The sequence below is a fragment of the Cellulosimicrobium sp. SJTW-1 genome (genome assembly GCF_047716875.1).
Taxonomy (GTDB): Bacteria; Actinomycetota; Actinomycetes; order Actinomycetales; family Cellulomonadaceae; genus Cellulosimicrobium; species Cellulosimicrobium funkei.
On record NZ_CP136680.1, the window covers coordinates 579,569 to 604,382 of the forward strand.

General features: G+C 74.5%; 23 protein-coding genes. 13 read left to right on the plus strand and 10 right to left on the minus strand.

Annotated features, from left to right (window positions below; genetic code table 11):
• Position 1: 1 nt before the first annotated feature.
• A complete protein-coding gene (locus tag RSE42_RS02685) occupies positions 2-709 on the minus strand; it encodes a VTT domain-containing protein (protein WP_082774328.1) in 708 nt (235 codons plus the stop codon).
• Positions 710-914: 205 nt separating this feature from the next.
• Between RSE42_RS02685 and RSE42_RS02690 the strand changes: the two genes are divergently transcribed.
• Complete coding sequence (locus RSE42_RS02690) at positions 915-1,631, plus strand: TrmH family RNA methyltransferase (RefSeq protein ID WP_415297806.1); 717 nt, start codon at positions 915-917, stop codon at positions 1,629-1,631.
• A gap of 109 nt (positions 1,632-1,740) precedes the next feature.
• Positions 1,741-2,763 carry a class II fructose-bisphosphate aldolase gene (gene fbaA, locus RSE42_RS02695; protein ID WP_074805350.1) on the plus strand — a complete coding sequence of 341 codons (1,023 nt, stop codon included), beginning with the start codon at positions 1,741-1,743 and terminating at the stop codon, positions 2,761-2,763.
• Positions 2,764-2,888: 125 nt separating this feature from the next.
• Here the strand turns inward: fbaA and RSE42_RS02700 are convergent, their stop codons facing one another.
• Positions 2,889-3,314, minus strand: coding sequence for an STAS domain-containing protein (locus RSE42_RS02700; protein WP_021482033.1), 426 nt, complete (start codon positions 3,312-3,314; stop codon positions 2,889-2,891).
• Positions 3,315-3,453: 139 nt separating this feature from the next.
• Between RSE42_RS02700 and RSE42_RS02705 the strand changes: the two genes are divergently transcribed.
• Positions 3,454-5,673 (plus strand): SpoIIE family protein phosphatase, encoded by a 2,220-nt coding sequence (locus RSE42_RS02705; protein WP_415297807.1) that lies wholly within the window; start codon positions 3,454-3,456, stop codon positions 5,671-5,673.
• A 15-nt stretch (positions 5,674-5,688) separates the two neighbouring features.
• Here RSE42_RS02705 and RSE42_RS02710 read toward each other — a convergent pair whose 3' ends face one another.
• Positions 5,689-6,051, minus strand: a complete 363-nt coding sequence (locus RSE42_RS02710) for an STAS domain-containing protein (protein ID WP_043653881.1) — start codon at positions 6,049-6,051, stop codon at positions 5,689-5,691.
• A gap of 72 nt (positions 6,052-6,123) precedes the next feature.
• Complete coding sequence (locus RSE42_RS02715) at positions 6,124-6,558, minus strand: DUF3151 domain-containing protein (RefSeq protein WP_043653884.1); 435 nt, start codon at positions 6,556-6,558, stop codon at positions 6,124-6,126.
• A 235-nt stretch (positions 6,559-6,793) separates the two neighbouring features.
• Here RSE42_RS02715 and RSE42_RS02720 point away from each other — a divergent pair, with 235 nt between their 5' ends.
• Both RSE42_RS02720 and purD read left to right on the plus strand, forming a co-directional pair.
• A complete protein-coding gene (locus RSE42_RS02720) occupies positions 6,794-8,080 on the plus strand; it encodes an adenylosuccinate synthase (protein ID WP_043653887.1) in 1,287 nt (428 codons plus the stop codon).
• 73 nt (positions 8,081-8,153) lie between these two features.
• A complete protein-coding gene (gene purD, locus RSE42_RS02725; protein ID WP_085386638.1) occupies positions 8,154-9,476 on the plus strand; it encodes a phosphoribosylamine--glycine ligase in 1,323 nt (440 codons plus the stop codon).
• Between the two features lie 86 nt (positions 9,477-9,562).
• Here purD and RSE42_RS02730 read toward each other — a convergent pair whose 3' ends face one another.
• Both RSE42_RS02730 and RSE42_RS02735 read right to left on the minus strand, forming a co-directional pair.
• The gene (locus RSE42_RS02730; RefSeq protein ID WP_415297808.1) at positions 9,563-11,116 is read right to left on the minus strand and encodes a ricin-type beta-trefoil lectin domain protein; all 1,554 of its coding nucleotides are present in this window, start codon (positions 11,114-11,116) and stop codon (positions 9,563-9,565) included.
• 274 nt (positions 11,117-11,390) lie between these two features.
• Positions 11,391-12,899, minus strand: a complete 1,509-nt coding sequence (locus RSE42_RS02735; protein ID WP_409141282.1) for an AAA family ATPase — start codon at positions 12,897-12,899, stop codon at positions 11,391-11,393.
• Positions 12,900-12,995: 96 nt separating this feature from the next.
• Between RSE42_RS02735 and RSE42_RS02740 the strand changes: the two genes are divergently transcribed.
• Positions 12,996-13,910, plus strand: a complete 915-nt coding sequence (locus RSE42_RS02740; RefSeq protein ID WP_255437997.1) for a phosphoribosylaminoimidazolesuccinocarboxamide synthase — start codon at positions 12,996-12,998, stop codon at positions 13,908-13,910.
• Between the two features lie 37 nt (positions 13,911-13,947).
• Here RSE42_RS02740 and RSE42_RS02745 read toward each other — a convergent pair whose 3' ends face one another.
• Positions 13,948-14,319 carry an HNH endonuclease gene (locus RSE42_RS02745; RefSeq protein WP_034655283.1) on the minus strand — a complete coding sequence of 124 codons (372 nt, stop codon included), beginning with the start codon at positions 14,317-14,319 and terminating at the stop codon, positions 13,948-13,950.
• Positions 14,320-14,494: 175 nt separating this feature from the next.
• Here RSE42_RS02745 and RSE42_RS02750 point away from each other — a divergent pair, with 175 nt between their 5' ends.
• The 6 genes from RSE42_RS02750 to RSE42_RS02775 all read left to right on the plus strand — a co-directional run bounded on the left by RSE42_RS02750 (position 14,495) and on the right by RSE42_RS02775 (position 18,210).
• Complete coding sequence (locus RSE42_RS02750; protein WP_255437970.1) at positions 14,495-14,866, plus strand: PadR family transcriptional regulator; 372 nt, start codon at positions 14,495-14,497, stop codon at positions 14,864-14,866.
• Entirely contained in the window at positions 14,863-15,483 is a 621-nt protein-coding gene (locus tag RSE42_RS02755; RefSeq protein ID WP_415297809.1) for a hypothetical protein, read from the plus strand. The genes RSE42_RS02750 and RSE42_RS02755 overlap by 4 nt, the downstream gene beginning before the upstream one ends.
• A 176-nt stretch (positions 15,484-15,659) precedes the next feature.
• Complete coding sequence (purS, locus tag RSE42_RS02760; protein WP_021483374.1) at positions 15,660-15,947, plus strand: phosphoribosylformylglycinamidine synthase subunit PurS; 288 nt, start codon at positions 15,660-15,662, stop codon at positions 15,945-15,947.
• Entirely contained in the window at positions 15,947-16,666 is a 720-nt protein-coding gene (gene purQ, locus RSE42_RS02765; protein WP_144721434.1) for a phosphoribosylformylglycinamidine synthase subunit PurQ, read from the plus strand. The genes purS and purQ overlap by 1 nt, the downstream gene beginning before the upstream one ends.
• The gene (locus RSE42_RS02770; protein WP_415297810.1) at positions 16,663-17,850 is read left to right on the plus strand and encodes a GNAT family N-acetyltransferase; all 1,188 of its coding nucleotides are present in this window, start codon (positions 16,663-16,665) and stop codon (positions 17,848-17,850) included. Before purQ ends, RSE42_RS02770 begins: the two co-directional genes overlap by 4 nt.
• Before the next feature lie 57 nt (positions 17,851-17,907).
• Positions 17,908-18,210 carry a hypothetical protein gene (locus tag RSE42_RS02775; protein WP_415297811.1) on the plus strand — a complete coding sequence of 101 codons (303 nt, stop codon included), beginning with the start codon at positions 17,908-17,910 and terminating at the stop codon, positions 18,208-18,210.
• On the opposite strand, the gene RSE42_RS02780 is transcribed toward RSE42_RS02775, so the two are convergent.
• From RSE42_RS02780 to RSE42_RS02790, 3 genes are read right to left on the minus strand one after another with little or no spacing between them, the layout of a single operon-like run.
• Complete coding sequence (locus RSE42_RS02780) at positions 18,197-19,069, minus strand: LLM class flavin-dependent oxidoreductase (RefSeq protein ID WP_415297812.1); 873 nt, start codon at positions 19,067-19,069, stop codon at positions 18,197-18,199. The genes RSE42_RS02775 and RSE42_RS02780 overlap by 14 nt on opposite strands.
• A gap of 29 nt (positions 19,070-19,098) precedes the next feature.
• Entirely contained in the window at positions 19,099-20,115 is a 1,017-nt protein-coding gene (locus RSE42_RS02785) for an MBL fold metallo-hydrolase (protein WP_415297813.1), read from the minus strand.
• Position 20,116: 1 nt separating this feature from the next.
• A complete protein-coding gene (locus RSE42_RS02790; RefSeq protein WP_415297814.1) occupies positions 20,117-20,605 on the minus strand; it encodes a hypothetical protein in 489 nt (162 codons plus the stop codon).
• 621 nt (positions 20,606-21,226) lie between these two features.
• Here RSE42_RS02790 and RSE42_RS02795 point away from each other — a divergent pair.
• Complete coding sequence (locus RSE42_RS02795) at positions 21,227-24,787, plus strand: GH92 family glycosyl hydrolase (protein ID WP_415297815.1); 3,561 nt, start codon at positions 21,227-21,229, stop codon at positions 24,785-24,787.
• The last annotated feature ends 27 nt before the right edge of the window (positions 24,788-24,814 follow it).

Genomic DNA, 24,814 nt, shown 5'->3' on the forward strand with positions numbered 1-24,814 from the left:
GTCAGGCGTCCTTCCCGTCCGTGTCGGCCTGGCCGACGGCGGTCGCGTCCTCCGCGACCCCGGTCCTCTGCTGGGCGTCGGCCGCGATCTGCGCCTCGAGCGCCGCCGCCCGCTTCTCCGCCCGCCGCCCGCGCCAGACCTCGACGACCATGGGCAGCACGGACAGGAAGACGATGAGGAGGACGAGCGCCTCGATGTTCTCCTTGACGAACGTGATATTCCCCAGGAGGTAGCCGAGCCACGTGAGGCCGACGGCCCAGAGCAGCGCGCCGAGCGCGTTGAAACCGACGAAGTGCCGGTAGTGCATCTTGCCGACACCCGCGGCGACGGGGGCGTACGTGCGCACGATGGGCACGAACCGCGCGATGACGATCGTCCGGCCGCCGTACTTCTCGAAGTAGGCGTTCGTCTGGTCGATGTACTTGCGCTTGAAGAACCGGGAGTCGGGCCGGTCGAACACCTTGGGCCCGACGGTGCGTCCGATGAGGTACGCCGTCTGGTCGCCGAGGAACGCCGCGGCGAACAGCAGGACGAGCAGCACGGGCAGGCTGATCTGCAGCGACTCCTGCGCGACGAGCGCGCCCGCGGTGAACAGCAGCGAGTCGCCCGGCAGGATCGGGAAGAGCAGGCCCGTCTCGATGAAGATGACGACGACGATCCCGACGAGCGCGGCGTCGCCGAAGCGCTCGATGAGCGTCATCGGGTCCATCCAGTCCGGGCCCAGGGCGGCGACCGGTCCGGCGGCGCCGAGGCTCGCGGCGTGCGCGGCCCCCGGGAGGGCGGAGGCGAGCTCGGCGAGGGTGGTCACGGGTCACCAGCGTAGCCGGGCGCGGCCGCGCGGCCCGGCGGTGGGTGTGCACCCGCCGTGGAGGTCCGGCGACGGCGGGCCTGCAGGTCCCGGCAGAATGTGCGCCATGGCGAGCAGCGCGGGCGAGTCGGGCGAGCGGGAGGCGGACGAGCGCGAGGTCGGCGTGGGCCCGTGGCCCGGCGGCCCGGAGTCGTGGCCCCGCGTCCCGGACCCCGCCGGACCGCCCGGGGCGACGCGGCTCGACCCCCGGTACGACCCCGAGCTGCTCGCGCACGGCGACCGCCGCAACGTCGTCGACGCCTACCGGTACTGGACGGTCGAGGCCGTCGTCGCCGACCTCGACGCGCGCCGCGACCCGGCCCGCCGGCTCCACGTCGCGATCGAGAACTGGGCGCACGACCTGAACATCGGCTCCGTCGTCCGCACCGCCAACGCGTTCAACGCGGCCGGGGTGCACGTCGTGGGGCGACGGCGGTGGAACCGCCGCGGCGCCATGGTCACCGACCGCTACCTGCACGTGCACCACCACGCGTCGGTGGCGGACCTCGCGGTCTGGGCGGCGGGGGAGGGGCTGCCGCTCCTCGGGGTCGACAACGTCCCGGGGTCGGTGCCGATCGAGGGCTACGCGCTGCCCGCGTCGTGCGTGCTGCTCCTCGGCCAGGAGTCGGCCGGGCTGACCCCCGAGGCGGTCGCGGCGTGCCGCGCGGTGCTCCACATCACGCAGCACGGCTCGACCCGCTCGATCAACGCCGGCGCCGCCGGCGCGATCGCCCTGCACGCCTGGGCGGCGCAGCACCTGGGGCCCACAGGGCCGCCGAGGTAGAGGCGTGGTCATCCGGGGACCACAGGTCGAACGGCCCTGACCTCGCGCTGTCATCCATGCCAGACTTTGACCTGACAGTCCACCCCGCACGACTCCACAGGAGCTCCGCATGCCCATCGCAACCCCCGAGGTCTACGCCGAGATGATCGACCGGGCGAAGGCAGGCTCGTTCGCCTACCCGGCCGTCAACATCACCTCGTCGCAGACCATCACCGCCGCGCTCCAGGGCTTTGCCGAGGCCGAGTCCGACGGCATCATCCAGGTCTCCGTGGGCGGCGCCGAGTACGGCTCGGGTTCGACGGTCAAGGACCGCATCGCCGGTTCGCTCGCGCTCGCGGCGTACGCGCGCGAGGTCGCGAAGAACTACCCGGTGCAGATCGCGATCCACACCGACCACTGCGTCAAGAAGAACCTCGACTCCTGGGTCCGCCCGCTCCTGGCCATCGAGGCCGAGCAGGTGAAGAACGGCGGCCTGCCGACGTTCCAGTCGCACATGTACGACGGCTCGGACGTCCCCCTGGACGAGAACCTCACCATCGCGGCCGAGCTGCTCGAGCTCTCGCAGGCGGCGCGCACGATCCTCGAGATCGAGGTCGGCGTCGTCGGCGGCGAGGAGGACGGCCACGAGGCCGAGATCAACGAGAAGCTCTACACGACGGTCGAGGACGGCCTCGCGACGATCGAGGCGCTCGGCACGGGCGAGAAGGGCCGCTACCTGACGGCCCTCACGTTCGGCAACGTGCACGGCGTGTACAAGCCGGGTGCGGTCAAGCTCCGCCCGGAGATCCTCAAGGAGATCCAGGAGGCCGTCGGCGCGAAGGTCGGCAAGGAGAACCCGTTCGACCTGGTCTTCCACGGCGGCTCCGGCTCCACGGCCGAGGAGATCTCGGCGGCGGTGGACTTCGGCGTCATCAAGATGAACATCGACACCGACACGCAGTACGCGTTCACGCGCCCCGTCGTCGGCCACATGTTCTCGAACTACGACGGCGTCCTGAAGGTCGACGGCGAGGTCGGCAACAAGAAGGCCTACGACCCGCGCGCCTGGGGCAAGCTGGCCGAGGCCGGCATGGCCGCGCGCATCATCGAGGCGTCGCAGCAGCTGCGCTCCGCGGGCAACAAGATCCGCTGACGCCGCACGGCCCGGCGTCGCTCCGGGCCCGCGTCGTACGAAGGCCCCCGGTCCGTGAGGACCGGGGGCCTTCGTCGTGCTGCGGCCGCGCGCGCCCGGCGACGGGCGTCAGGCGGCCACGAGCGTCAGTCGGTCGTGCCCGCGCCGTTGCCGGGAGGCTCGTCGAGGTCGAAGCCGGGGTCCACGTCGACGATGTCGAGCAGCTCGCCGATGCGGGTCACCTCGAGCAGGAACCGCACCGTGGGCGGGGCGCGGAGGACGCGCACGCGGTGCGGGCCGCGCGACGCGAGACGTGCGAGGAACGCCACACCGGACGAGTCCATGAAGGTCACGTGGTGGGCGTCGATCTCGACGGGCAGGCCGGAATCCTCCGCCGCGGCGGTCGCCTCCTGGAGGTCGGCGCCGAGGTCGGCGTCGATCTCGCCCGAGAGCACGATGCGGGCTCGCGTCGTGCCCACGATGACGTGCACGCTCGCGGGGTCGCCCGCTCCTGCGGGGTCGCCGGCGACGCCGACCGGGCGGTCTGCGGCCGGGGGTGTACCTTCGCGCACCGGCGCTCCTCTCTGGCGTGGTCCGGACCGGTTCCGGTCTCGGGAAGCACCAATCTACGGTTGAATGTCCAGTCGGGACAGTAACGCGACCGTGGCGTCCGTTTCCAGACGATCGACGCTCGGACCGTCGGAGGTGACGATGGGCAGCTCGCCGGGGCTCGGCACCGACCTGCCCGCGCACGTCCAGGAGCTGTGCACGCGCGCGATGGACGCCACCGGGGTCGCGATGTTCGTCACGGGCCCTCGGTCGGCGGAGATGCCGATCGTCTGGGTCAACCGCGCGTTCGAGCGGCAGACCGGGTTCACCGCCGCCGAGGTGCTCGGCCGCAGCCCCCAGGTCCTCGAGTCGCTCCTCGCGAACCCCGTCGACGCCCAGCAGCTCCGCGCCGCCGTGGCCGACGAGCGCGAGCTCACCTACACGGTGCGCACCTTCCGGCGCGACGGGGTCGCGGTGTGGACGCAGCTCTCGCTCGCGCCCCTCACCGGCCCGGACGGCACGGTGACCCACTGGGTCGGTGCGCAGGTCGACGTCTCCGAGCACCTCGACCGGTACGCGGCCCAGGTCGCGTCGCTCGCGCTCGAGCGGCGCGAGCGCGCGGTGCTCGACGTCGTCGCCCGCAGCTCCGACCTCCTCGCCGACCTCGACCAGCCGTACGCCCTGCGCGACATCACGGCGCTGCTCGCGGGGTACGTCGTCGACTGGGCGGGCTTCTACCTCAACGACGACGGGCTGCGGTACGCGGAGGGCGTCGACACGGCGGCGCCCCCGAGCGGGCGCGGCCAGCGGCACGGCCGCTACACGCCCGGCGTCCTGCCCCTCGCCCCGGGCGTGCACACGACCGACGCGCTCGGCGACTCGGCCTCCGTCACCGGCTCGGTGCCGCGCGTCCGCGTGGACGTGCCCGACCGCGTCCAGGACGTGCTCGACGGGCGCATCGAGGGGCCGGTGACGCTCGACCTCTCCGCCACGTACCCGCAGTGGTCCGCCTCGGGCTGGCTCCAGCGAGACCTCCACCACCGGCTCTCCGGGCTGCCCCGGCGGCCGGGGTCCGTGACCGTGTCCGCCGTCCCGGGGCGACGGCGCATCCTCGGCCTGCTCGTCACGGGCGACCTGCCCGACACGCCGCCGCAGGGGTTCGGCACCGACGCGGAGGCCCGCGAGGGCGTGCGCACGCTGCTGCAGGTCATCGCCCGCCGCGCCGGCACCGCGATCGACAACGTGCGCCTCTACGCGCGCGAGCACCGCCTCGCCGAGACGCTCCAGCGCGCGATGCTCCCCGAGCAGGCCGACGTCACGGGCCTCGACGTGTGGACGTACTACGCGCCGAACTCCGAGCACGCCCAGGTGGGCGGCGACTGGTACGACGTCCTGCAGATCGCGCCGGACGTCGTCGGCCTCGTCATCGGCGACGTCGTGGGGCACGACGTCGAGGCGGCGGCCGCCATGGGCCAGCTGCGCTCGGTGGTGCGCTCGTACGCCTACGAGCTCACGACGCCCGGCCCCGTGCTCGAGCGCGTCGACCAGCTCGTCCAGGGCATGCGCATCCCGCGCTCCGCGAGCCTCGTGTACGCGGCGCTCACGCAGCCGGACGCCGCGCAGCCCGAGGACGCGTGGCGGATCGAGTACTCGCGCGCCGGCCACCTGCCGCCGCTCCTGCTGCGCGACGGCACCGTGACGCAGCTCGACGACGCCGGGGGAGCGCTCGTCGGCTTCGGCGGCCGCAGCCGCTCGACGGGCGTCGCGACGCTCCTGCCGGGCGACACGCTCGTCTTTTACACCGACGGCCTCATCGAGCGCCGCGACCGCGCCCTGCGGGTCGGGCTGGAGGCGCTCGTCGCGGCGTCCGAGGCGGTCACCGCCGTCGACGCCGCGGGCGTGGGCGAGGAGCTGCTGTCGCGCCTGGCCGACGCCCCCGAGGACGACGTCGCGCTCGTCGTCGTGCGCATCCCCGACCCGCAGCGGGACGCGTCCGCCGTCGTGCTCAGCCCGCGCAGCCGCCGCTGGCTCCTGCCGAGCGAGCCGGCGTCGATCGGGCGGGCGCGGCACGCCGTCGTGCGCACGTGCCAGGCGTGGGGCGTGCGGGAGAGCGCCAACGCGGAGCTCGTCGTCTCGGAGCTCGTCGCGAACGGCGTGCTGCACGGCTGGGGCCACCTCGCGCTGCGCCTGTTCGACACGGGCGACGGCATCCGCGTCGAGGTCGAGGACTCCAACCCCGCGCCGCCCGTCCCGACGGACGGGCACCCGAACCGCATGGGCGGCTTCGGCATGCAGATCGTCGAGCGGCTCGCCGACTGGGGGTGGCGCCCGACGGCGTCGGGCAAGCTCGTGTGGGCGACCCTGCGGCCCTCGGGGCGCTAGGACGGCCCGCGGGCGTCAGGCCGGGGGCTCGACCTTGGCGAAGCCGGACGGCGGCGTCGCGGGCTCGCAGCGGTGGTCGTTGTCGATGCGGAACAGCTCGAGCGCGCCGCACACCTCGAGCACGAACAGGTCCCGGTCGTCGCAGCCGCGCAGCACCGTCGCACCGCCGCGCTTGCGACCGGCGTCGGCGAGCGAGATGAGGAACGCCGCGCCGGTGGAGTCCATGAACGTCACGCGGCACATGTCGATGACGAGGAGCTGACGGCGCAGGCCGACGACGCGTGCCGCGATCTCCGGGAACTGGTCGCGCTCGGCGAGATCGAGGTCTCCGGCGATGACGAGGGTCGTCGTCGCGGGGGACGTGGCGATCTCGATCATGCCCACGACTCTAGACGCCGCCCGGGTGCGTCGCGCGCCCACCCGGCGGTCGCCGGGCGGACGCGCGGCCGGTCAGCGCAGCGCACGCACCTCGTCGGCCGAGGTCCCGGAGTCGCGCAGGAACTGCTCGCAGCGTTCCGCCTCCTCGACCTCGCCGAGGTACGCGGCGCACTCGGCGAGGGCCAGGAGCGCGCGCAGGAAGCCCTGGTTCGGCACGTGGTCGGCCGGGATCGGTCCCTGGCCGCGCCAGCCGGCGCGCCGCAGGGAGTCCAGCCCGCGGTGGTAGCCGGTGCGCGCGAACGCGTAGGCCGTCACCGCGCCGCGCGAGCCGTTCTCGTGGAGGAAGTCCTCGGCGAGGTAGGCCCAGGCGAGCGAGCTCGCGGGCGAGCGGCCCGCGATCTCGTACGGGTCGCCGTCGGCCGCGATGGCGTCGCGGACGTGCGCGTAGTCGTCGGGGAGGCGGACGGGTGCGGGGCCGTCGAGGAGGTTCGGGTGGGTGTCGCTCATGAGGCCATTCTGCCCATCCCGGGCGTGACGCGGTCGATAGCCGCCTCGAAGGTCAATTTCCGCCATCCGACCGGTAAACTCGGCGCCGGTCCCCGGGTCTCTGCCGCCCGGGTGACGCCTCGGGCCCGCGGGCCCGGCGCCGTCGGGCACGCCGTGCCCGCTCCGCTCCGGACGCCGGTGCGCGCCCACGACCATGACCGGCCCGAGGAACAGGCAGCGCGAAAGTGGGGATTCCATGCCAGGCGTGGTGCTCGTCGGTGCCCAGTGGGGCGATGAGGGCAAGGGCAAGGCGACCGACCTCCTCGGGTCCCGGGTCGACTACGTGGTCAAGTTCAACGGCGGCAACAACGCCGGCCACACGGTCGTCATCGGGGACGAGAAGTACGCGCTCCACCTGCTGCCGTCGGGCATCCTGTCCCCGGGGGTCACGCCGGTCATCGCGAACGGTGTCGTCGTCGACATCGAGGTGCTGTTCCAGGAGCTCGACGACCTGATCTCGCGGGGCGTGGACGTCTCGCGCCTGCTCGTCTCGGGCTCCGCGCACGTGATCGCCGGCTACCACCGCACGATCGACAAGGTGAGCGAGCGGTTCCTCGGCAAGCGCCGCATCGGCACGACGGGCCGCGGCATCGGGCCGGCGTACGCGGACAAGATCAACCGCGTCGGCATCCGCATCTGGGACCTGTTCGACGAGAAGATCCTCGCGGAGAAGATCGAGGGCTCGCTCGACCAGAAGAACCACCTGCTGGTGAAGGTCTACAACCGCCGTGCCATCACCGTGGACGAGACCGTGGCCGAGCTGCTGGAGTACGCCGACCGGCTCAAGCCGATGGTCGCGGACACGGCGCTCGAGCTGAACAAGGCGCTCGACGCGGGCAAGAACGTCCTCTTCGAGGGCGGGCAGGCCACGATGCTCGACGTCGACCACGGGACGTACCCGTTCGTCACGTCGTCCAACGCGACCGCGGGCGGCGCGCTCACGGGCTCGGGCGTCGGGCCGACGCGCATCAGCTCCGTGATCGGCGTCATCAAGGCGTACACGACGCGCGTGGGCGAGGGCCCGTTCCCGACCGAGCTGTTCGACGCGAACGGCGAGTACCTGCTCAAGCAGGGCGGCGAGTACGGCGTCACGACGGGCCGCGCGCGCCGCTGCGGCTGGTACGACTCGGTGATCGCGCGCTACGCGACCCGCGTCAACGGCATCACCGACATGGTGCTCACCAAGCTCGACATCCTCACCGGCTTCGAGAAGGTCCCGGTCTGCGTCGCGTACGACGTCGACGGCGTCCGGTACGACGAGATGCCGCTCGACCAGACGGCGTTCCACCACGCGAAGCCGATCTACGAGGAGCTCGACGGCTGGTGGGAGGACATCTCCGGCGCCCGCACGTTCGACGACCTGCCGGTCAACGCGCAGCGCTACGTGCACGCGCTGGAGGAGATGTCGGGCACGCGGATCTCCGCGATCGGCGTCGGCCCGAGCCGCGACGCGATCATCCCGCGCCACGACCTCATCCACTGAGCCGACGCCCCCTGCCGACCACGGCCCGGACGCCCCGCGGGGCGTCCGGGCCGTCTCGGTAGACTCGGCGCCCGTGAAGATCCTCGTCGTCGGGACCGGTGCCCGCGAGCACGCCATCGTCCACGCCCTCGCGCACGAGGCCGACCGCCCGGGCGCGGAGCGGCACGAGCTGCACGCCGCCCCGGGGAACCCGGGCATCGGGGACCTCGCGACGCTGCACGCGGTGGACCAGAACGACGGCGCCGCGGTGGCCGCGCTCGCGACGGACCTGGGCGTCGACCTCGTCGTCGTCGGCCCGGAGGCGCCGCTCGTCGCCGGCGTCGGGGACGCGGTGCGCGAGGCCGGCGTCCCCGTGTTCGGGCCGAGCGCCGAGGCCGCGCGGCTCGAGGGCTCCAAGGCGTTCGCGAAGGACGTCATGGCTGCCGCGTCGGTCCCCACGGCGCTCGCGCACGTGTGCAGCGACGTCGACGAGGTCGCGGCCGCCGTCGACGCGTTCGGCGCGCCCTACGTCATCAAGGACGACGGCCTGGCTGCGGGCAAGGGCGTCGTCGTCACGGAGGACCGTCAGGCCGCGCTCGAGCACGCCGCCGCGTGCTTCGCGACGTCCCGCCGCGCGGCGGACGGCACGCCCGAGGACCCGTGCGTCGTCGTCGAGGAGTACCTCGACGGTCCCGAGGTCTCCCTCTTCTGCGTGAGCGACGGCGCGACGGTCGTGCCGCTCGCCCCCGCCCAGGACTTCAAGCGCGCGTTCGACGCCGACGCGGGCCCGAACACGGGCGGCATGGGCGCGTACAGCCCGCTGCCGTGGGCGCCCGAGGGCCTGGTCGAGGAGGTCGTCACACGCGTCGCGCAGCCGACGATCGACGAGATGGCGCGGCGCGGCACCCCGTTCATCGGCGTGCTCTACGTGGGCCTCGCGCTGACGAGCCGCGGCACGCGCGTCGTCGAGTTCAACGCGCGCTTCGGCGACCCGGAGACGCAGTCCGTGCTCACGCGCCTCGCGACGCCGCTGTCCGCGGTCATGCTCGCGGCGGCCCAGGGGCGGCTCGCCGAGGTCGGCCCGCTGCGCTGGCACGACGACGCGTCCGTCACCGTCGTCGTCGCGGCGCACGGCTACCCGGGCGCCGTCCGTGCCGGCGACCCGATCACGGGGATCGACGCGGCGGAGGGCGTCGAGGGCGTGCACGTGCTGCACGCCGGCACGTCGCGCGCGGACGACGGCGGCCTGGTCGCCTCGGGCGGCCGCGTGCTGTCGGTCGTGGCGCGCGGCGCGGACCTGGCCGAGGCGCGCCGCCGGGCGTACGCCGCGGTCGACCGCATCGTGCTCCCGGGCTCGCACCACCGCACCGACATCGCGGCGCGGGCCGCCGCGGGCGAGGTCACGCTCGCGGGCTGACAACCCCGCCGTCGAGCACGGCACGGCGCTCGTTCTCCGCGGGGGAGCGACCGCCGTGCCGTGCTCAGCACCTCAGGGGTGAGGCGTCAGGCGCGGCGCCACTTCTGGGCCGCAGTGCCGTTGCACGTCCAGATCTGGAGCTTGGTGCCGTCGGCGCTGTTGCTGCTCGGCACGTCGACGCACTTGTTCGCCAGCACCGACACGAGGTCGCCCGCGCCGCTGAGCACGAACTTCTGGGCCGCGTTGCCGCTGCAGTTCGCGAGCTGGAGCGCCGTGCCGTCGGCCGTGGCCGCCCACGCGACGTCCATGCACTTGCCGCCCGCGCGGACGGTGCCGTCGGCCTCGAACGTCCAGCGCTGCGCGCTCGACCCGTTGCACGTCCACAGCTGGAGGCGCTTGCCGTCGCTGAAGTCGGACCCGGGGACGTCGATGCACTTGCCCGCGAGCCCGACGAGCGCGCTGCCCGACCCGCCGCCCGTGGTCACGAGCGACAGGCCGTAGGCCGACAGGATCGGGTTGACGGGCTGGTAGATGAACTTGCCGCCGTTCGAGCAGTCGTTGATCCTGCCCGACGTGACGCCCTGCGCCTGGTTGCCGGAGATCACCGACCCGCCCGAGTCGCCGCCCTCCGCGCACGCGCTGCCGCGCACGAGGCCGGGAACGTCGCCGTTGCCGTAGTTGACGGTGATGTTCTTCTGCTCGATGACGCCGCAGCGCCAGCCGGTCGTGGCGCCCGAGCGGCACACCGACGCACCCACGGGCGCCTCGGCCGAGCCGGCGACGTCGACGGTGCCGCCGGCGTAGTTGTTCACCCGCGGGACGGGGGAGAACCCGGCGTCGACGCGCACCCACGCGTAGTCGTGGCCGGGGAACGACGCCGCCTGGACCGTCCCCATGCGCGCCCAGCTCGCGGTGAGCACCTCCTTGCCCGCCGCGCCGCAGTGCCCCGCCGTGACGAAGCCGCCCTGGACGGCGAACCCGATCGAGCAGGCCGAGCCCGACGACGCGCCCGGGTCCCGGGTGATGTAGCGGTCGCCGCCGCGCACGTCGGCCGTGAGCTCGTACGGCGCCGCGAGGACCTCGGTGCGCACCGCGGCAGCGTCGACCCCGGACGCGGCGACGAACGCCTGCGCTGCCGCGGGGTCGAGCGACTCGACGACCACCTCGTTCGTGGTGACGTCGACGTACCAGGCCTGGACGGCGTCGGGGGTGGTGGTCGCGTCGAGCCGGGCCGCGACGTCGTCGAGCTCAGCCAGGCCGTGCTCCACGACGACGGCCGTAGCGCCGGCCGCCTCGACGTCGGCGACGGCCGCCGGGTCGGTCACGGCGACGACGGGGGCGCCCGCCGCGGCGTCGACCCACGTGCCGGCGTACGCCGTCCCGAGCCCGTCGCTGAGCGCGCGCTCGACGGTGGCCGTCGCGGCGTCGAGCGCGAGCCGGTCGGCGACGCCCGCGGCATCGAGCCCCAGGTCACGCTCGAAGGCGCGGAGCTGCCCCTCCGACAGGTCGTCGGGGCCGGGGACGGCGGCGCCCGCGGTCGTCGGTGACGGGGTCGGGCTCGGTGCGGACAGGGGCGCGCCCGCGGCACCGAGAGCGCCCGCGTGCGCGGTCGTCGCGAGGCCCACGCTCGCGACGACCACCCCCACTCCGGCCGCTAGCGCTGTCAGGCGATGGTGCATCGTGCGGTGGTGCATCGTTGCCTCCTCCGTGCGGATGGGGCCCGCCGCCGTCGGCAGGCCCGGACAGCAGCGCACGCGCCCCCGCAGGAGTCGCTCCGGTGCGGCCCCCTGACGGCGGGAGAGCGCTCCCACGGCCGTCCTGACGAGCAGGCTAGCGGCACGCCGGTCGATCGGCACGCGCGACGGGTGTGGTGCGGAGGACGTCCGGCGCGGGGAGCGCCGGGCTGGTGCCCGATCAGGGCTCGAACGTCTCCTCGGCGAGGAGGTCCGGCGACGAGCCGAGCAGCGAGCGCGTGATGCGCTCGGCGTCGGCGGTCATCTCGTGCACGGCGGACCCGAGGTCCTCGTCTCCCACGTCGTGCCCCGCCTCGACCGCGCGCAGGACGGCGCGCCGGACCACTTCCTTGACGAACGAGGCGGTCACGCCGTCCGTGCGGTCGGCGGCGTCGGCGAGCGCACCGGAGGTGAACGGCAGCTCGCCGCGGTAGAGCTCGAACAGCCGGAGCCGCGCCGACGCGTCGGGCAGGGGGATCTCGACCGCGAGGTCGACCCGGCCGGGGCGCTGCGCGAGCGCGCGCTCGAGGAGGTCGGCGCGGTTCGTCGTCAGGACGAACGCGACGTCGGAGTCGCTGCCGAGTCCGTCCATGGCGTCCAGCACCTCGAACAGCAGGGGCTGCGGGCCGTCGTGGAACGAGCGGTCCTCGGCGATGAGGTCGCAGTCCTCGAGCACGACGATCGCGGGCTGGAGCGCACGGGCCGTCTCCGCGGCGAGCCGGACGAGCCGGAGCGCACCCCCTGCGAGGACGATCACGGTCGTGCCCGGGCTCTCGCCGACGAGGTGGCGGACGGTGTGGGTCTTGCCCGTCCCCGGCGGACCGTAGAGCAGGACGCCGCGCTTGAGGTGCTGACCCGCCGCGAGGAGCTCCGAGCGGTGCCGCGCGACGCCGAGCACCTGACGCTCGATCCTGCTCAGCGTGCCGTCCGGGAGCACCACGTCGGTCGCCGGGACCCGGTCCCGCGGCAGGAACGTCATGCCGCCGGCCTGCGCGCCGTAGTCCGACGCCGTGAACGTCACGACCTGGCCGCGCAGCACGCTGTGCTCGACCATGGCCGCCCGGAGCTCTGCGAGGAGCGACAGGGCGGCGTCCTCCTGGGGACACATGACCTCGACGCTGCCCTCGTCGCCGTGCCGCGGGTTCGCCGCGCGCTGCAGGAGCGCGACGGGCGTGCCCGCGTACGCGAAGAGGTGCAGACCGAAGGAGACGGTGCGGCGCTCGCTCTCGGGGCCCGTCGCCGCGCGCGCGTAGTCCACCGCGCCGACGGGAAACTGGCGCCACAGGGCGGAGTGCTCGACGATCTCGGAGAAGGACGTGTGCATCCGCTGCTCGCCGCCACCGACGCCGACGACGCGGCCACCGCCGTGGCGGGCGACGACGGCCTCGATCGCGACGTCCGCGTCGACGCCGCGCAGAGCGGACACCGTCTCGGTGACGACCGCGATCGAGCGCGGGTCGGTGCCGAGGTGCTCGCGCAGCACGTCCGCGACGGACGGCCCGGCGTCGGTCCGCTGCCGCTGGGCCTGCTCGTTGGCGGTCTCCATGAAGGCCGAGAAGGTGGCGAGGAAGTCGCGCACCCCCGGGTCGTGCGTCGCGCGCTCGGCGTCCTCGCCCTGGTCGAGCGTGCCGTCGAGCGCGCCGCCGGGGGCGGCTCCCGAGATGGACGAGGGGCCGGGTTCGCGTCGCATGGTGCGACACTAGGGGCCGTGACCCACACCCCGCAGGACCCCGGCTCGGCCCTCTCGCTCGGCGAGGCCGACGCCCTCGACACGGCCGCGCTCGACCTGCCCGGCTGGACGCACGCGTACTCCGGCAAGGTGCGCGACCTGTACACGCCGGACCTGCCGGCCGTCGGGGGCGTGCACCCCCTGGGCGACGTCGTGCTCGTCGTCGCGAGCGACCGGGTGAGCGCCTACGACCACGTGCTGTCGCCCGGTATCCCGGACAAGGGCGTCGTGCTCACGCAGCTCAGCCTGTGGTGGTTCGAGCAGCTCGCCGACCTCGTGCCGAACCACGTCGTCTCGACCGCCGTCTCGGCGGTGCCGGGCGACGGCCTCGTGCCCGACGTCGTCGCCGGCCGCGCGATGATCTGCCGCCGCCTCGACATGTTCCCGGTCGAGTGCGTGGCGCGCGGGTACCTGACGGGCTCCGGCCTCGTGGAGTACCGCGCGGGCGGCGAGGTCTGCGGCGTGCAGCTGCCCGACGGCCTCGTCGACGGGTCGCGCCTGCCCGAGCCGATCTTCACGCCGGCGACGAAGGCTGCCGTGGGCGAGCACGACGAGAACGTCTCGTTCGACGTCGTGGCCGAGCAGATCGGCCTCGACGACGCCACGCGCCTGCGCGACCTCACGCTCGCCGTGTACGCGCGCGCCGAGGAGATCGCGCGCGAGCGCGGCGTGATCCTCGCGGACACCAAGCTCGAGTTCGGCGTGGACCCGGCGACGGGGGAGACCGTGCTCGGCGACGAGGTGCTCACGCCCGACTCGTCGCGCTTCTGGCCCGCGGACCAGTGGGAGCCGGGCCGCGCGCAGCTGAGCTTCGACAAGCAGTTCGTGCGCGACTGGCTCACGTCGCCCGCGTCGGGCTGGGACCGCGCCGCGGACACCCCGCCGCCGTCGATCCCGGCCGACGTCGTCGCGCGCACCCGCGCGCGCTACCTCGAGGCGTACGAGCGGCTCACCGGGTCGACGCTCGCCTGAGGCCTGACGCTTCTCTCCTGACGCCTCTCCTCACGCCTCACGCGGTCCGGAGGGTGCCGGGCCGGAGGTAGGTGTGCCCGCTCGGCGCGGTCCACCGTACCGACCCGTCGGCGAGCAGCGCCGGGCGCCAGCCGTCGCGTGCGCGGACGACCCGGTGGTGGCGGCACAGGGCGACGAGGTTGTCGGCCCCGTGCGCGGACTCCGCGTCGTCGTCCATCCCGGTGCCGGTGCCCGTGCCTGTGACCGGCCGCGGGGCGACCACGTGGTCGAGGTCGCAGCGGAACGCCGGTACGCGGCAGCCCGGGAAGACGCACGTCCCGTCGCGCGCGAGGACGCGGGCCACGGTGGCCGGCGCGGGCCGTGAACGGCCGCGGTCGATCGTCGGGACGGGTGCTGCCGGTGCGTCCATGGGGAGCCTCCGTGCGTCGTCGGGCGAGGTGTCGTGCGAGGGCGGGGAAGGGGCAGGACCCCGCCCTCGCACCGTGCTCGAGCGTGCGTCTCGAACACGTGTTCGAGACTAGCCCCACCCTCCGACACGCGCCGGGCGCTTGCGCGCATAGGTCGCCGAGCGATATATATCGACCATGGTCTCCTCGGCCCCGTTCCGCATGACGGAGCAGGCGTACCTCGTGCTCCTCGCCCTCAGCGGGGAGCCGCTCCACGGCTACGCCGTCATCCGGTCGGTGCGCGACCTCTCCGACGGCCGTACCCGCCTCGGCGCGGGCACCCTCTACGGGAACCTCGACCGTCTCGTCGCGGCCGGTCTCGTCGAGCCGACGGGCGAGGAGGTCGTCGACGGCCGGCTGCGTCGCTACTACCGCGCGACCGACGACGGGCGCCGCGCAGCCCGCGCCGAGACCCTCCGCCTCGCCGAGCTCGCGGAGCGCGCGCGCCGGTCGCTCACCCGCGGTGCCGGTCGGGGTGCCGCCGACGGTCTCGCCGGGAGCGGCGCGTGACCGGGCGGCGGGCCGCCGCCGACGGCGCGCAGCCCGGCCGCCCTGCCCGCGGGGCGCGCGGCGCCGACCGGTACGAGCGGTCCGCACGGTTCTGGCTGCGCGCCTACCCCCGGCGCTGGCGCGACCTGCACGGGGACGAGGCGCTCGCCGTCCTGCTCGACCTGGCGCCCGAGCCGGACGCCGGCGCCGCTCCCCGCGGCATCGGCGCCCGCGAGGCGTGGGGCCTCGTGCGCGCAGGGTGGGCGCTGCGGTGGCGCGAGCACCCGCCGCTCGGGCGCTGGCTGCTCTACCGGTGGTTCGACCTGCGGCTCCCCGCGCGGTACTGGTGGTGGGTCGCCGACGACATCCACGGGGCGCTCTACCCGTGGCGCGTCACCCTGGGCAGCGTGGGGACCGCCCTGGCGGTGTTCTACGGGTGGCCCGTCCTGGGCCATGCGCTGTTCTCGTACGACGTCACCCGGCCGGACCTGTGGATGGGTGCGCTGTGGTGCGCGGCTGCGCTCGTGAGCGGTTTCCTGTTCCGGCGGTCCCACGTCGACCGGGCCTGGCGCAAGCACGTGCTCGACGGCAACATCCCGGTCGACACCCCGGACCGGCGCCGCGCCGCGGGCGGCTGAGCACGCCCGCTCACCGTGCGGACGCCCGACCGGGCGGGTGCGCGCGCCCGCTAGACTGAGCGCGGAATCCCGCCGTCGGCTCCCGCTCGTCCCGTCCCCCGGGCGTCCTCGACGCCCGTGACGTGGCCGGGATCCCGGAGCCCCGGCCCTCCCAACACTCTCGCCAAGGAGCCCCCGTGGGACGCGTCGTCGTCGAGGTCATGCCCAAGCCCGAGATCCTGGACCCGCAGGGCAAGGCCGTCGTCGGGGCGCTGCCGCGCCTCGGCTTCACCCAGTTCACGTCCGTCCGCCAGGGCAAGCGGTTCGAGCTCGAGGTCGAGGGCCCGGTGACGCCGGAGGTCCTCGCCGCCGCTGAGGAGGCCGCGGTGAAGCTCCTGTCGAACCCCGTCATCGAGGACGTCGTGCGCGTCGCCGACATCGAGACGGACGCCGCCGCGACGATCACGTCGCAGGGTCTCGCCTGATGACCGCCTCGGCGCTCGCGACGGCCAGGGTCGGCGTCGTCACCTTCCCCGGCACGCTCGACGACCGCGACGCCGCGCGCGCGGTGCGCCTCGCGGGCGGCGAGGCCGTGTCGCTCTGGCACGCCGACGCCGACCTCCACGGCGTGGACGCGGTCGTCCTGCCCGGCGGCTTCTCCTACGGCGACTACCTGCGCGCGGGCGCGATCAGCCGCTTCGCGCCGGTCATGGAGTCGATCGTGGACGCCGCGAAGGGCGGCATGCCCGTGCTCGGCATCTGCAACGGCTTCCAGATCCTCACCGAGGCACACCTGCTCCCGGGATCGATGGTCAAGAACGACCACCTGCACTTCGTGTGCCGCGAGCAGGTCCTCGTGGTCGAGAACGCCGACACCGCCTGGACGCGCGACTACACGGCCGGCCAGCGCATCACGATCCCGCTGAAGAACCAGGACGGGCAGTTCGTCGCCGACGAGCGGACGCTCGACGAGCTGGAGGCCGAGGGCCGCGTCGTCTTCCGCTACGACGGCTGGAACCCGAACGGGTCGCGCCGCGGCATCGCGGGCATCTCGAACGCGGCGGGCAACGTCGTCGGCCTCATGCCCCACCCGGAGCACGCCGTCGAGCCCGGCTTCGGCCCGGCCGCCGAGGCCGGCCCGCGCGCCGGCACCGACGGCCTCGGGTTCTTCACGTCCGTCCTGGGCGCGCTCGTCCGCGCGTGACGCTCCCGCGCGTCCTGCCCGACGCCGTCGGGCGCCCCGGGACCGGGGTCGTCACCGTGGCGACGGTCCCGGCGGACGACGCCGCGGCCGAGCGGCTGCGGTCGCGGCAGCAGGCGGAGCTCGCGGTGCGCTACGGCGAGCCCGACGCCGGCGCGTTCGCCCCAGAGGCGGCGCTCGCGAACGTCGTGGTCCGGGAGGACGGCGAGCCGGTCGCGTTCGTCGCGCTGCGCGACGTCTCCGGCACGCCCGACGGACGCGGCGGCGCGCATCCCGCGCGGACCGGCGAGGTGAAGCGCCTGTACGTCGAGCCAGCCCACCGGGGTCGCGGGCACGCACGCACCGCGATGCGCGCGCTGCACGAGCGCGCGGTCGCCGCGGGCCTCGACCGGCTCGTGCTCGAGACGGGCACGCTCCAGCCGGAGTCCATCGACCTCTATCTCGCGCTCGGGTACGTGCCGATCGAGTCGTACGGCCACTACGCCGGGCAGCCGCTCTCGCGCTGCTTCGCGCTCGACCTGCGCGTGTCGCCCGCCGCTGCGCCGGATGCCGCCGGAGCGCGGACCGCCGCGCCGGACGCCACCGGACCACGGGGCGCTGCGCCGGACGCCACCGGACCACGGGGCGCTGCGCCGGACGGCGCGGGGTCGGGATCCGGCGCCGCGGCGGGCGGCCCGGTCGTCGGGGGAGCGGCGGTCGAGCTCCGAGCCGTCCCGTGGGGCGACCCCGATGCGGCCGCGCTGCGCCGCGAGATGCACGAGACGTCGTCCGCCGTCCTGTACCCGGAGCTCTTCGGCAGCCTCGACTCCGCCGGAGGCTTCGAGGCCGTGGACGCGCGCCTGGGAGCGGACGTCGTGGTCACCCTCGTGGCGTACCGGGACGGCGAGGCGCTCGGGTGCGCGTCGCTGCGACGGCCCGAGCCCGGCGCGCCGCAGGACGCGCTCGAGGTGAAGAAGGTGTTCGTGCGGGAGAGCGCGCGCCGCACGGGGACCGCGCGTCGGCTCCTCGACGGGCTGGAGACGGCGGCGCGTGAGCGCGGGGTCTCCACGCTCCTGCTCGAGACGGGCATCCGCCAGCCCGGCGCCATCGCGCTCTACCGCTCGCTCGGCTTCCGTGCCGCCGCGCACTTCCCGCCCTACGACGGCGACAACCACGTCGCGCTGTGCTTCGCCAAGCCGCTGACCTGAGGCGATACACGCCGTGCCGCATATGACCGCGCTGTCCGGTTCCGCTAGGGTGGACCGGTGATCCCCCTCGCGTCCGGCGCCCACTCCGTGGCCTCCGTCGTCCTCGAGCTGCTCGGGTGGGTCTCCGCAGCCGTGACGCGGGTGCCTGGACGGATCGGTGCGCTCGCGGCGGAAGTGCGGGAGACCGCGGCGGGTTGGGGCCTCCCGGTCGGCGAGGTCACCGACCTCTACGCCGACTTCCCCGTCCGCCTCGCGCTCGCCGTCGGCGCCGTCGCTCTGGTGTGCGCGGTGGTCGCCCTCGTCCACGGCCTGCGGCAGCGGCCGGGCGCCGCGGGCACCGGGCGCGTCACCGGGAGCTGAGCAGCGGCGCGACCTCGCGCCCGAGGAAGCGCACGAACGCCTCGACGTCGGGCTCGTCCGCAGTGGGCTGGACCGCCACGGCCGTCGCGCCCGCCTCCGCGAGAGCCAGGACGCCTGCCGCGACCGCCTGCGCGTCGCCCGCAGCGCCGATGCCCCGACCGGGCTCCGCGCCCCACACCGGCAGCTCGCGGTCGACCCGCGCCTGCGCGTCCGGCCCCGTCGCGGCGATGAGCGTCGCGTGGACGTCGAACCCGGGGCCCGCGCCGCCCTCGAGCGCGACGGCCGCCGCGCCCAGCACGTCGTCGGGGGTCAGCGCGTTCGTGAGGATGAGACCGTCGCCGAGCTCGCCGGCCAGCGCGAGCGTCCGCGGCCCCGACCCGCCCAGCCACAGCGGGACGGGACCCGTGGGCGGCCAGTCGAGCCGGACGGCGTCGAGCGTGACGTAGCGACCGTCCGTCGTGACCTCCTCGCCCGCGAGCAGGCTCCGCAGCGCCGTCGCGTGCTCGCGCAGGAGCGTCAGGGGAGACGCGACGCGCACCCCCGCTTGCCCCATCCACTCCTGGACGCCGTGCCCGACGCCCGCGACGAGGCGACCGGGGAACATCCGCGCGAGCGTCGCGACCTCCATCGCCGTGATCGCCGTGCTGCGCAGCGGGGCGGGCATGAGCCCGATGCCGACGCGCACGCGGTCCGTCCACGCGAGGGCCGCGGCCGCCGAAGCGAGTCCGGACTGCTTGAAGCAGTCCTCCCACACCCAGAGGTCGTCGAGGCCGGCGTCCTCTGCCGTCGTCGCGAGCCGCCGCAGGCTCTCGGGTGCGTGGGTGGGCACGAACGCGATACCGAGCCGTGGTGTCGTCATCCTGTCATCGTGCACCGTGGCACCGACAGTCAGCCGTCGCGGCTCGGGGCGCCGGGGGTGTCGTCGGCCGCGTCCGCTCCGATGTCGGCGATCGTGCTGGTGCTGGTGCTGGTGCCGGTGCCGGTGCCCGCGTCGGTGTCTGGGCCGGCGAGGAACGCGAGCTGCGCGGCGACGGACTGCCGGGCGGCTCCTCGCACCGCAGGGTCGACGTCGGCGTAGACCCGCGCGACCACCTCGTCGACCGCGCCCGGCGCGTCTGGGGCCAGGCCGAGCGCGGTCAGCGCGGCCCGCACCTGGGCGAGACGCTCGTGACGGTGCTCCCGGTACGCGCGCACGCGCGCCGCGAGGTCGTCGACGACCGGACCGTGGCCGGGGAGGCCGGTCACCAGGCCTGGACCGCCCGCCACGGCCTCGATCGCGTCGAGGCTCGCGAGGTAGGCGCCGAGCGACCCGTCGGGCGCCGCGATCACCGTCGTCCCCGCCCCGAGCACCGTGTCGCCCGTGAGGATCGTCGTGCCCGACGGCGTCCGCGCGCCCTCGTCCGCCGCGGTCCCGGAGCCCGCGGTGCCGGTGCCGGAGCCCGCTGGGCCCGGGTCCGCCGTGCGGCGGGCGCGGTCGTCGGTCGAGGCGACCGGGCCGTCGTCGGGCAGGACGAGGCAGACCGAGTCGGCGGTGTGGCCGGGCGTGGCGAGGACCACGACACGCAGGCCTGCGGCCTCGATCACCTCGCCGTCGCGCAGCGGCGCGCCGCCGTGGCAGTGGTCCGGGTCGGCGGCCCGCACCGGGGCGCCGGTGCGCGCGCGCAGGCCGGGGGACCCGGCCGTGTGGTCGGCGTGGCGGTGGGTCACGAGCACGAGCTCGACCGGCCCGGCGGCGGCGAGCGCGTCGAGGTGGGTCGCGTCGTCGGGCCCCGGGTCCACGACGACGCACGACGCCGAGCCCGGCGCGCGCAGCACGTACGAGCGCGTGCCGTCGAGCGTCATGGGGCCGGGGTTGTCGGCGCGGAGGACGGCGGCGAGGCGCGTGACGGGCGTCGGGGCGCTCATGTCACGCGCGGTGCCGCAGGACCGCCGGGCGGCCCTCGTCGTCCCACTGAGCGAACCGCGTGTCGATCAGCGGCGCGACGAGCTCGTACGTCTCCCACGTGTCCGGGACGCGGTACACGTCCTCGGGCTCCCCGTCGCCGGGGCTCACGGCGTCCACGTAGTCCTCGAGGTAGAGGCCGCCGTCGCCCTCGTCCTCGTCGTCGCCCGCGTAGTAGGCGCTCGCGAACGCAATGCCGACGTCGTCGAGGTCGTGGTCGACGAGCCTGCCGTCGCACGACTCGTGCACGAACGCGCCCGGCGTGACCGTGCGCTCGCGCAGCGCCGCGAGCTCGTCCGCGGAGTCCTCCTCGAGCTCCGGGGACCCGTGCCCCGCGAGCACCGCCCAGGCGAGGAACATGCCGATGTGCGTCGCGCCCGCCTCGGGACCGGCCTCGGGCGGGTAACCCTCGCCGTCGAAGTGCCAGGACGCGTCGTCGTACTTCGTGGTCATGCGCGCGACGCTACCGCGTCCTGCCGACGCCGCCGACGCCCACCACGACTGTCGAGATGCGGGCTACCTTGACCGATCCTGCGTCTGGTCAACCCGCAAGGGGCCGGCGGCCCGGCGTCCGCTCGGGGAAGATCTGGCATCAGTCAATCCTCGGCCTCGAGCAGCGCAGCGACGTGACGCTCTGCCCTGGTGAGGAGGACGCAGAAAGTGCGAAGGCGACGGCACCGCTCACGACCAGCGCGGCCACGCAGGCGGCACCGACTGCGCGGGTGCACGTCGGTGCGGACGGGGCCAGCGCCGTTGCACGGACGGTGGTCGGCCGTGGGCTGTCGAATGGCGGCGACCGACGGTGGGTCGTCGCGATGGCCTTGATAGCGCTGTCAACCTGTGCGAGGGTATGCCGCGGGGACCGGCGTCGTGGCCAGGCCCCGGCCTCCGAGTCATAGATGACCACCGACCCCACGCCGCCGTGGGACCCAAGGGGAGCACCGCATGCGGAGAGACAGCGCTGTCAACGCTGATCGCGATCTATTCTCGAGCACCGGACCGTCACGCTCTCGCCCGTCGCGTCCCGGCGGGCGTCGGCGTCGCGCGGGCGCCGTCGTCGCGCTGACCACCGCGGTGAGCCTGGCGCTCCCGCTGACCGCGTACGCGGCGCCCGGGCTCGCGACGTCGCCCACGGCCACCGCCGGGACGGAGTCAGCGACGGGGTCCGACGCCGCCGCTGCGGTCGTCGACGGCCCGCTGGTCGACTACGTCAACCCGTTCATCGGGACCAAGGACGACGGCAACACCTACCCGGGGGCAGCCGTCCCGTTCGGCATGGTGCAGCTCTCGCCGGACAACGGCCACAACGTCGGGTACGACTACGACCGCACGTCGGTCCGCGGCTTCTCCCTCGTGCACCTGTCGGGCGTCGGCTGCGGGCTCGGCGGCCCGCTCCCCACGCTCCCGACGACGGGCGCGATCACCTCGACCGACTACGGCCAGTACGCCCTCGGCTTCACGCACGACGACGAGGAGGCCTCGCCCGGCTACTACCGCGTGGGTCTCCAGGCGCCGGAGGGCACGATCGAGGCCGAGCTCACCGCGACCGCGCGCACGGGCGTCCAGCGCTACACGTTCCCCGCGACGGCACAGGCCAACGTCCTGCTCAACGCGGGCCAGGCGCTCAACAGGGTCACGGAGTCCGACGTGCGCGTCGTCGACGACCGTACGGTCGAGACTCGCATCACCGTGCGCGGCTTCTGCCAGGACACCGAGCCGCAGACGATCTGGACACGCACGACCTTCGACCGGCCCTTCGTCGCGCACGGCACGTGGGACGGCAGCACCGTCTCCGCCGGGTCCGACGCCGCGAGCGGCGGCGAGCAGCGGCGCGGTGCCTACGTCACGTTCGACACGACCGCCGGCGACCTCGACGTCGAGGCCGTCACCGCCATGAGCTACGTCGGGCCGGACGGCGCGGCCGCGAACCTCGGGGCGGAGGGCGGCACGTTCGACGCCGTGCACGACGCCGCGCGCGCGGCCTGGGAGGACCGTCTCGGCCTCGTCGAGGTCGCCCAGGGCGCCGAGACCGACCTGCGCACGTTCTACTCGTCGCTGTACCGCAGCTTTCTCGCGCCGAACACGGCGTCGGACGTCGACGGCCGGTATCGCGGCTGGGACCAGGAGGTCCACACGGCGGGCGTCGAGGGCGAGCCCTCCACCTACTACCAGAACTTCTCGTTGTGGGACACGTACCGCACCCAGCAGCAGCTCCTCTACCTGCTGGCACCGAAGGAGTCGGCCGACATGGCGCTGTCTCTCGTGCGCCAGGCCGAGCAGGGCGGCTGGCTGCCGCGTTGGGGCTACGGCACGGTCGAGACGAACATCATGACCGGCGACCCGGCGACGCCGTTCCTCGTCAGCGCGTGGCAGCAGGGCCTGCTCGACGGGCACGAGGACGAGGCGTACGCCGTCCTGCGGCAGAACGCGGACGGCGTGCCGCCCGGAGACTCGCCCTTCAACGGGCGCGCCGCGAACGTCGAGTACCTGCGTGACGGCTTCGTGCCCCACGAGCCGGCCCGGTCCGGCAAGCCCGGTGACTACGACCTGCAGCACGGCGGATCCGCGACCATGGAGTACGCGCTCGCGGACGCCATGCTCTCGACGATGGCGCGCGGCCTCGGCCACGACGAGGACGCCGACCGCTACGCGGCCCGCGGCCAGAGCTACCGCAACGTGTTCGACCCGCGCACGGAGAGCTTCCGGGCGCGCAACGCTGACGGCTTCTTCGTGGGCGATCCCGACCCTGCGCACTCGGACGGCTTTCACGAGGGCACCGCGGTGCAGTACCAGTGGCTCGTACCGCAGGACGTGCCGGGCCTGTTCGACCTCATGGGCGGGACCGACGCCGCGATCGAGCGCCTCGACGCGTTCTTCGCGTACGACGAGCTCGTCACCGACCCCGCGCGCGTCGCGAGCGAGGTCTGGGTCAACGGCACGTACGACTACTACGGCTGGGAGACCTACAACCCGAACAACGAGCCGAACCTTCACGCGCCGTACGTGTACCTGTGGACCGGTCAGCCGTGGAAGACGACGGACGTCGTGCGGGCCGCGGCGACGCTCTTCACCGACGGTCCCGACGGCGTGACGGGCAACGACGACCTCGGCACGATGTCGGCCTGGCACGTGCTGTCCTCGATCGGTGTGTACCCGATCGTGCCCGGTACCGACCTGTGGGGCCTGACGACGCCGCTCTTCGACGACGTCACGGTCACGCTCGACCCGGACGTGTTCGACCGGGACGCGCTGCACCTCACGGCGGACGGCGTCGCCCCCGACGCCCACTACACGCAGTCCGTCTCGCTCGGTGGCGAGCCGCTCGACCGCGCGTGGGTGACTGGCGACGAGCTGACCTCGGCGGGGTCGGTCGACGTCACCGTCGGTTCCGAGCCGTCGGCCTGGGCGACCGCGCCCGAGGCGTCGCCGGGCGCCGTCGTGCCCGCGGACGGCACGGTGGAGCGGCTGTTCGTCGGCGCGACGCCGCGGCAGCCGGTCCTCGCCCCGGGCGGGCGGACCGAGGTCGCAGTCCAGGTCGTCGCCCAGGGCGCGGGGACGTCCAGCGGGACGCTCGAGGTGACGTCCGACGGCGCGGTCACCGCGACGACCGACCTCGCCGAGTGGACCGCCGAGTCCGACGGCCTGCCGGCCACGGTCGAGGGCACGGTGACGATCGAGGCTCCCGCCGACGCCGAGCCGGGTCTGCACACGGTGCGGCTCGTCGTGCGCGACGCCGCGGGGACCGAGGCGGTCCGCGAGGTCTCGGTCGTCGTGTCCGGGGAGTCGTGGATCGCCGACGCGTTCGACAACGTCGGCATCGGCGACGCCGGGGCGGCCAACGCGAACCTCGACGGCTCGGGCGCCTACCTCCTGCGCGACCTGCTCGCGGACCTCGGCGCCGTCCAGGGCCTGGAGCTCACCGTGCCGGGCACGGACCTCACCTACACGCTCGGGGCCCCGCGGGCGGGCGCGCCCGACAACGTCGCCGCGAGCGGCGAGGTCCTCGAGGTGCCCGAGCACCTGCGCTCGGCCCGCCACCTCTCGGTGGTCGGGACGAGCACGCACGGCACGCACGGGGGCGGCCTCGTCCTCGGGTTCGCCGACGGCTCGTCGCAGACCGTCGACGTGCGCCTCAGCGACTGGTGCACGGGCTCGCCCGAGCCCGGCAATATCACGGTCGCGAAGGCCGGGGCGCGCGGCGACCGCGAGAACGTGCAGAAGATCGGCTGCGGCCTCTACGCCACCGCGCCCGTCGCGATCCCCGAGGGCAAGGTCCTGACGTCGGTCACGCTGCCGAGCGACGAGCGGTTCCACGTGTTCGCGATCGCGACCGACGCGACGGGGGACCTCCCCGCGCCGCAGGTCGAGGTCACGGCGCAGGCCCGCTGCCTCGGCGGCAAGGCGTTCGTCGCGGTGCGCGCGCTCAACACCGGCGAGCGGCCCGCCGCGATCGAGCTCGCGACCCCGTACGGCTCGAAGCTCTACGGTGACGTGGCGCCTGGGGCGAACGCGTACCAGCCGTTCGCCACCCGCGCCGCCGCCGTCGAGGCGGGCGAGGTCACGGTGACCGTGACGACGCCCAACGGTGAGCCCCAGCAGGTCACGGCCGCGTACGACGCCGCCGCCTGCTCCTGATCGACGGTGGCGCGGGGCCGTACGGTC

Coding starts and splice junctions, on each gene's coding strand:
- RSE42_RS02685 (WP_082774328.1), bottom strand. CDS start 709: ATGGACCCGATGACGCTCATCGAGCGCTTCGGCGACGCCGCGCTCGTC.
- RSE42_RS02690 (WP_415297806.1), top strand. CDS start 915: ATGGCGAGCAGCGCGGGCGAGTCGGGCGAGCGGGAGGCGGACGAGCGC.
- fbaA (WP_074805350.1), top strand. CDS start 1,741: ATGCCCATCGCAACCCCCGAGGTCTACGCCGAGATGATCGACCGGGCG.
- RSE42_RS02705 (WP_415297807.1), top strand. CDS start 3,454: ATGGGCAGCTCGCCGGGGCTCGGCACCGACCTGCCCGCGCACGTCCAG.
- RSE42_RS02710 (WP_043653881.1), bottom strand. CDS start 6,051: ATGATCGAGATCGCCACGTCCCCCGCGACGACGACCCTCGTCATCGCC.
- RSE42_RS02715 (WP_043653884.1), bottom strand. CDS start 6,558: ATGAGCGACACCCACCCGAACCTCCTCGACGGCCCCGCACCCGTCCGC.
- RSE42_RS02720 (WP_043653887.1), top strand. CDS start 6,794: ATGCCAGGCGTGGTGCTCGTCGGTGCCCAGTGGGGCGATGAGGGCAAG.
- RSE42_RS02735 (WP_409141282.1), bottom strand. CDS start 12,899: ATGCGACGCGAACCCGGCCCCTCGTCCATCTCGGGAGCCGCCCCCGGC.
- RSE42_RS02745 (WP_034655283.1), bottom strand. CDS start 14,319: ATGGACGCACCGGCAGCACCCGTCCCGACGATCGACCGCGGCCGTTCA.
- RSE42_RS02750 (WP_255437970.1), top strand. CDS start 14,495: ATGGTCTCCTCGGCCCCGTTCCGCATGACGGAGCAGGCGTACCTCGTG.
- purQ (WP_144721434.1), top strand. CDS start 15,947: ATGACCGCCTCGGCGCTCGCGACGGCCAGGGTCGGCGTCGTCACCTTC.
- RSE42_RS02780 (WP_415297812.1), bottom strand. CDS start 19,069: ATGACGACACCACGGCTCGGTATCGCGTTCGTGCCCACCCACGCACCC.
- RSE42_RS02785 (WP_415297813.1), bottom strand. CDS start 20,115: ATGAGCGCCCCGACGCCCGTCACGCGCCTCGCCGCCGTCCTCCGCGCC.
- RSE42_RS02790 (WP_415297814.1), bottom strand. CDS start 20,605: ATGACCACGAAGTACGACGACGCGTCCTGGCACTTCGACGGCGAGGGT.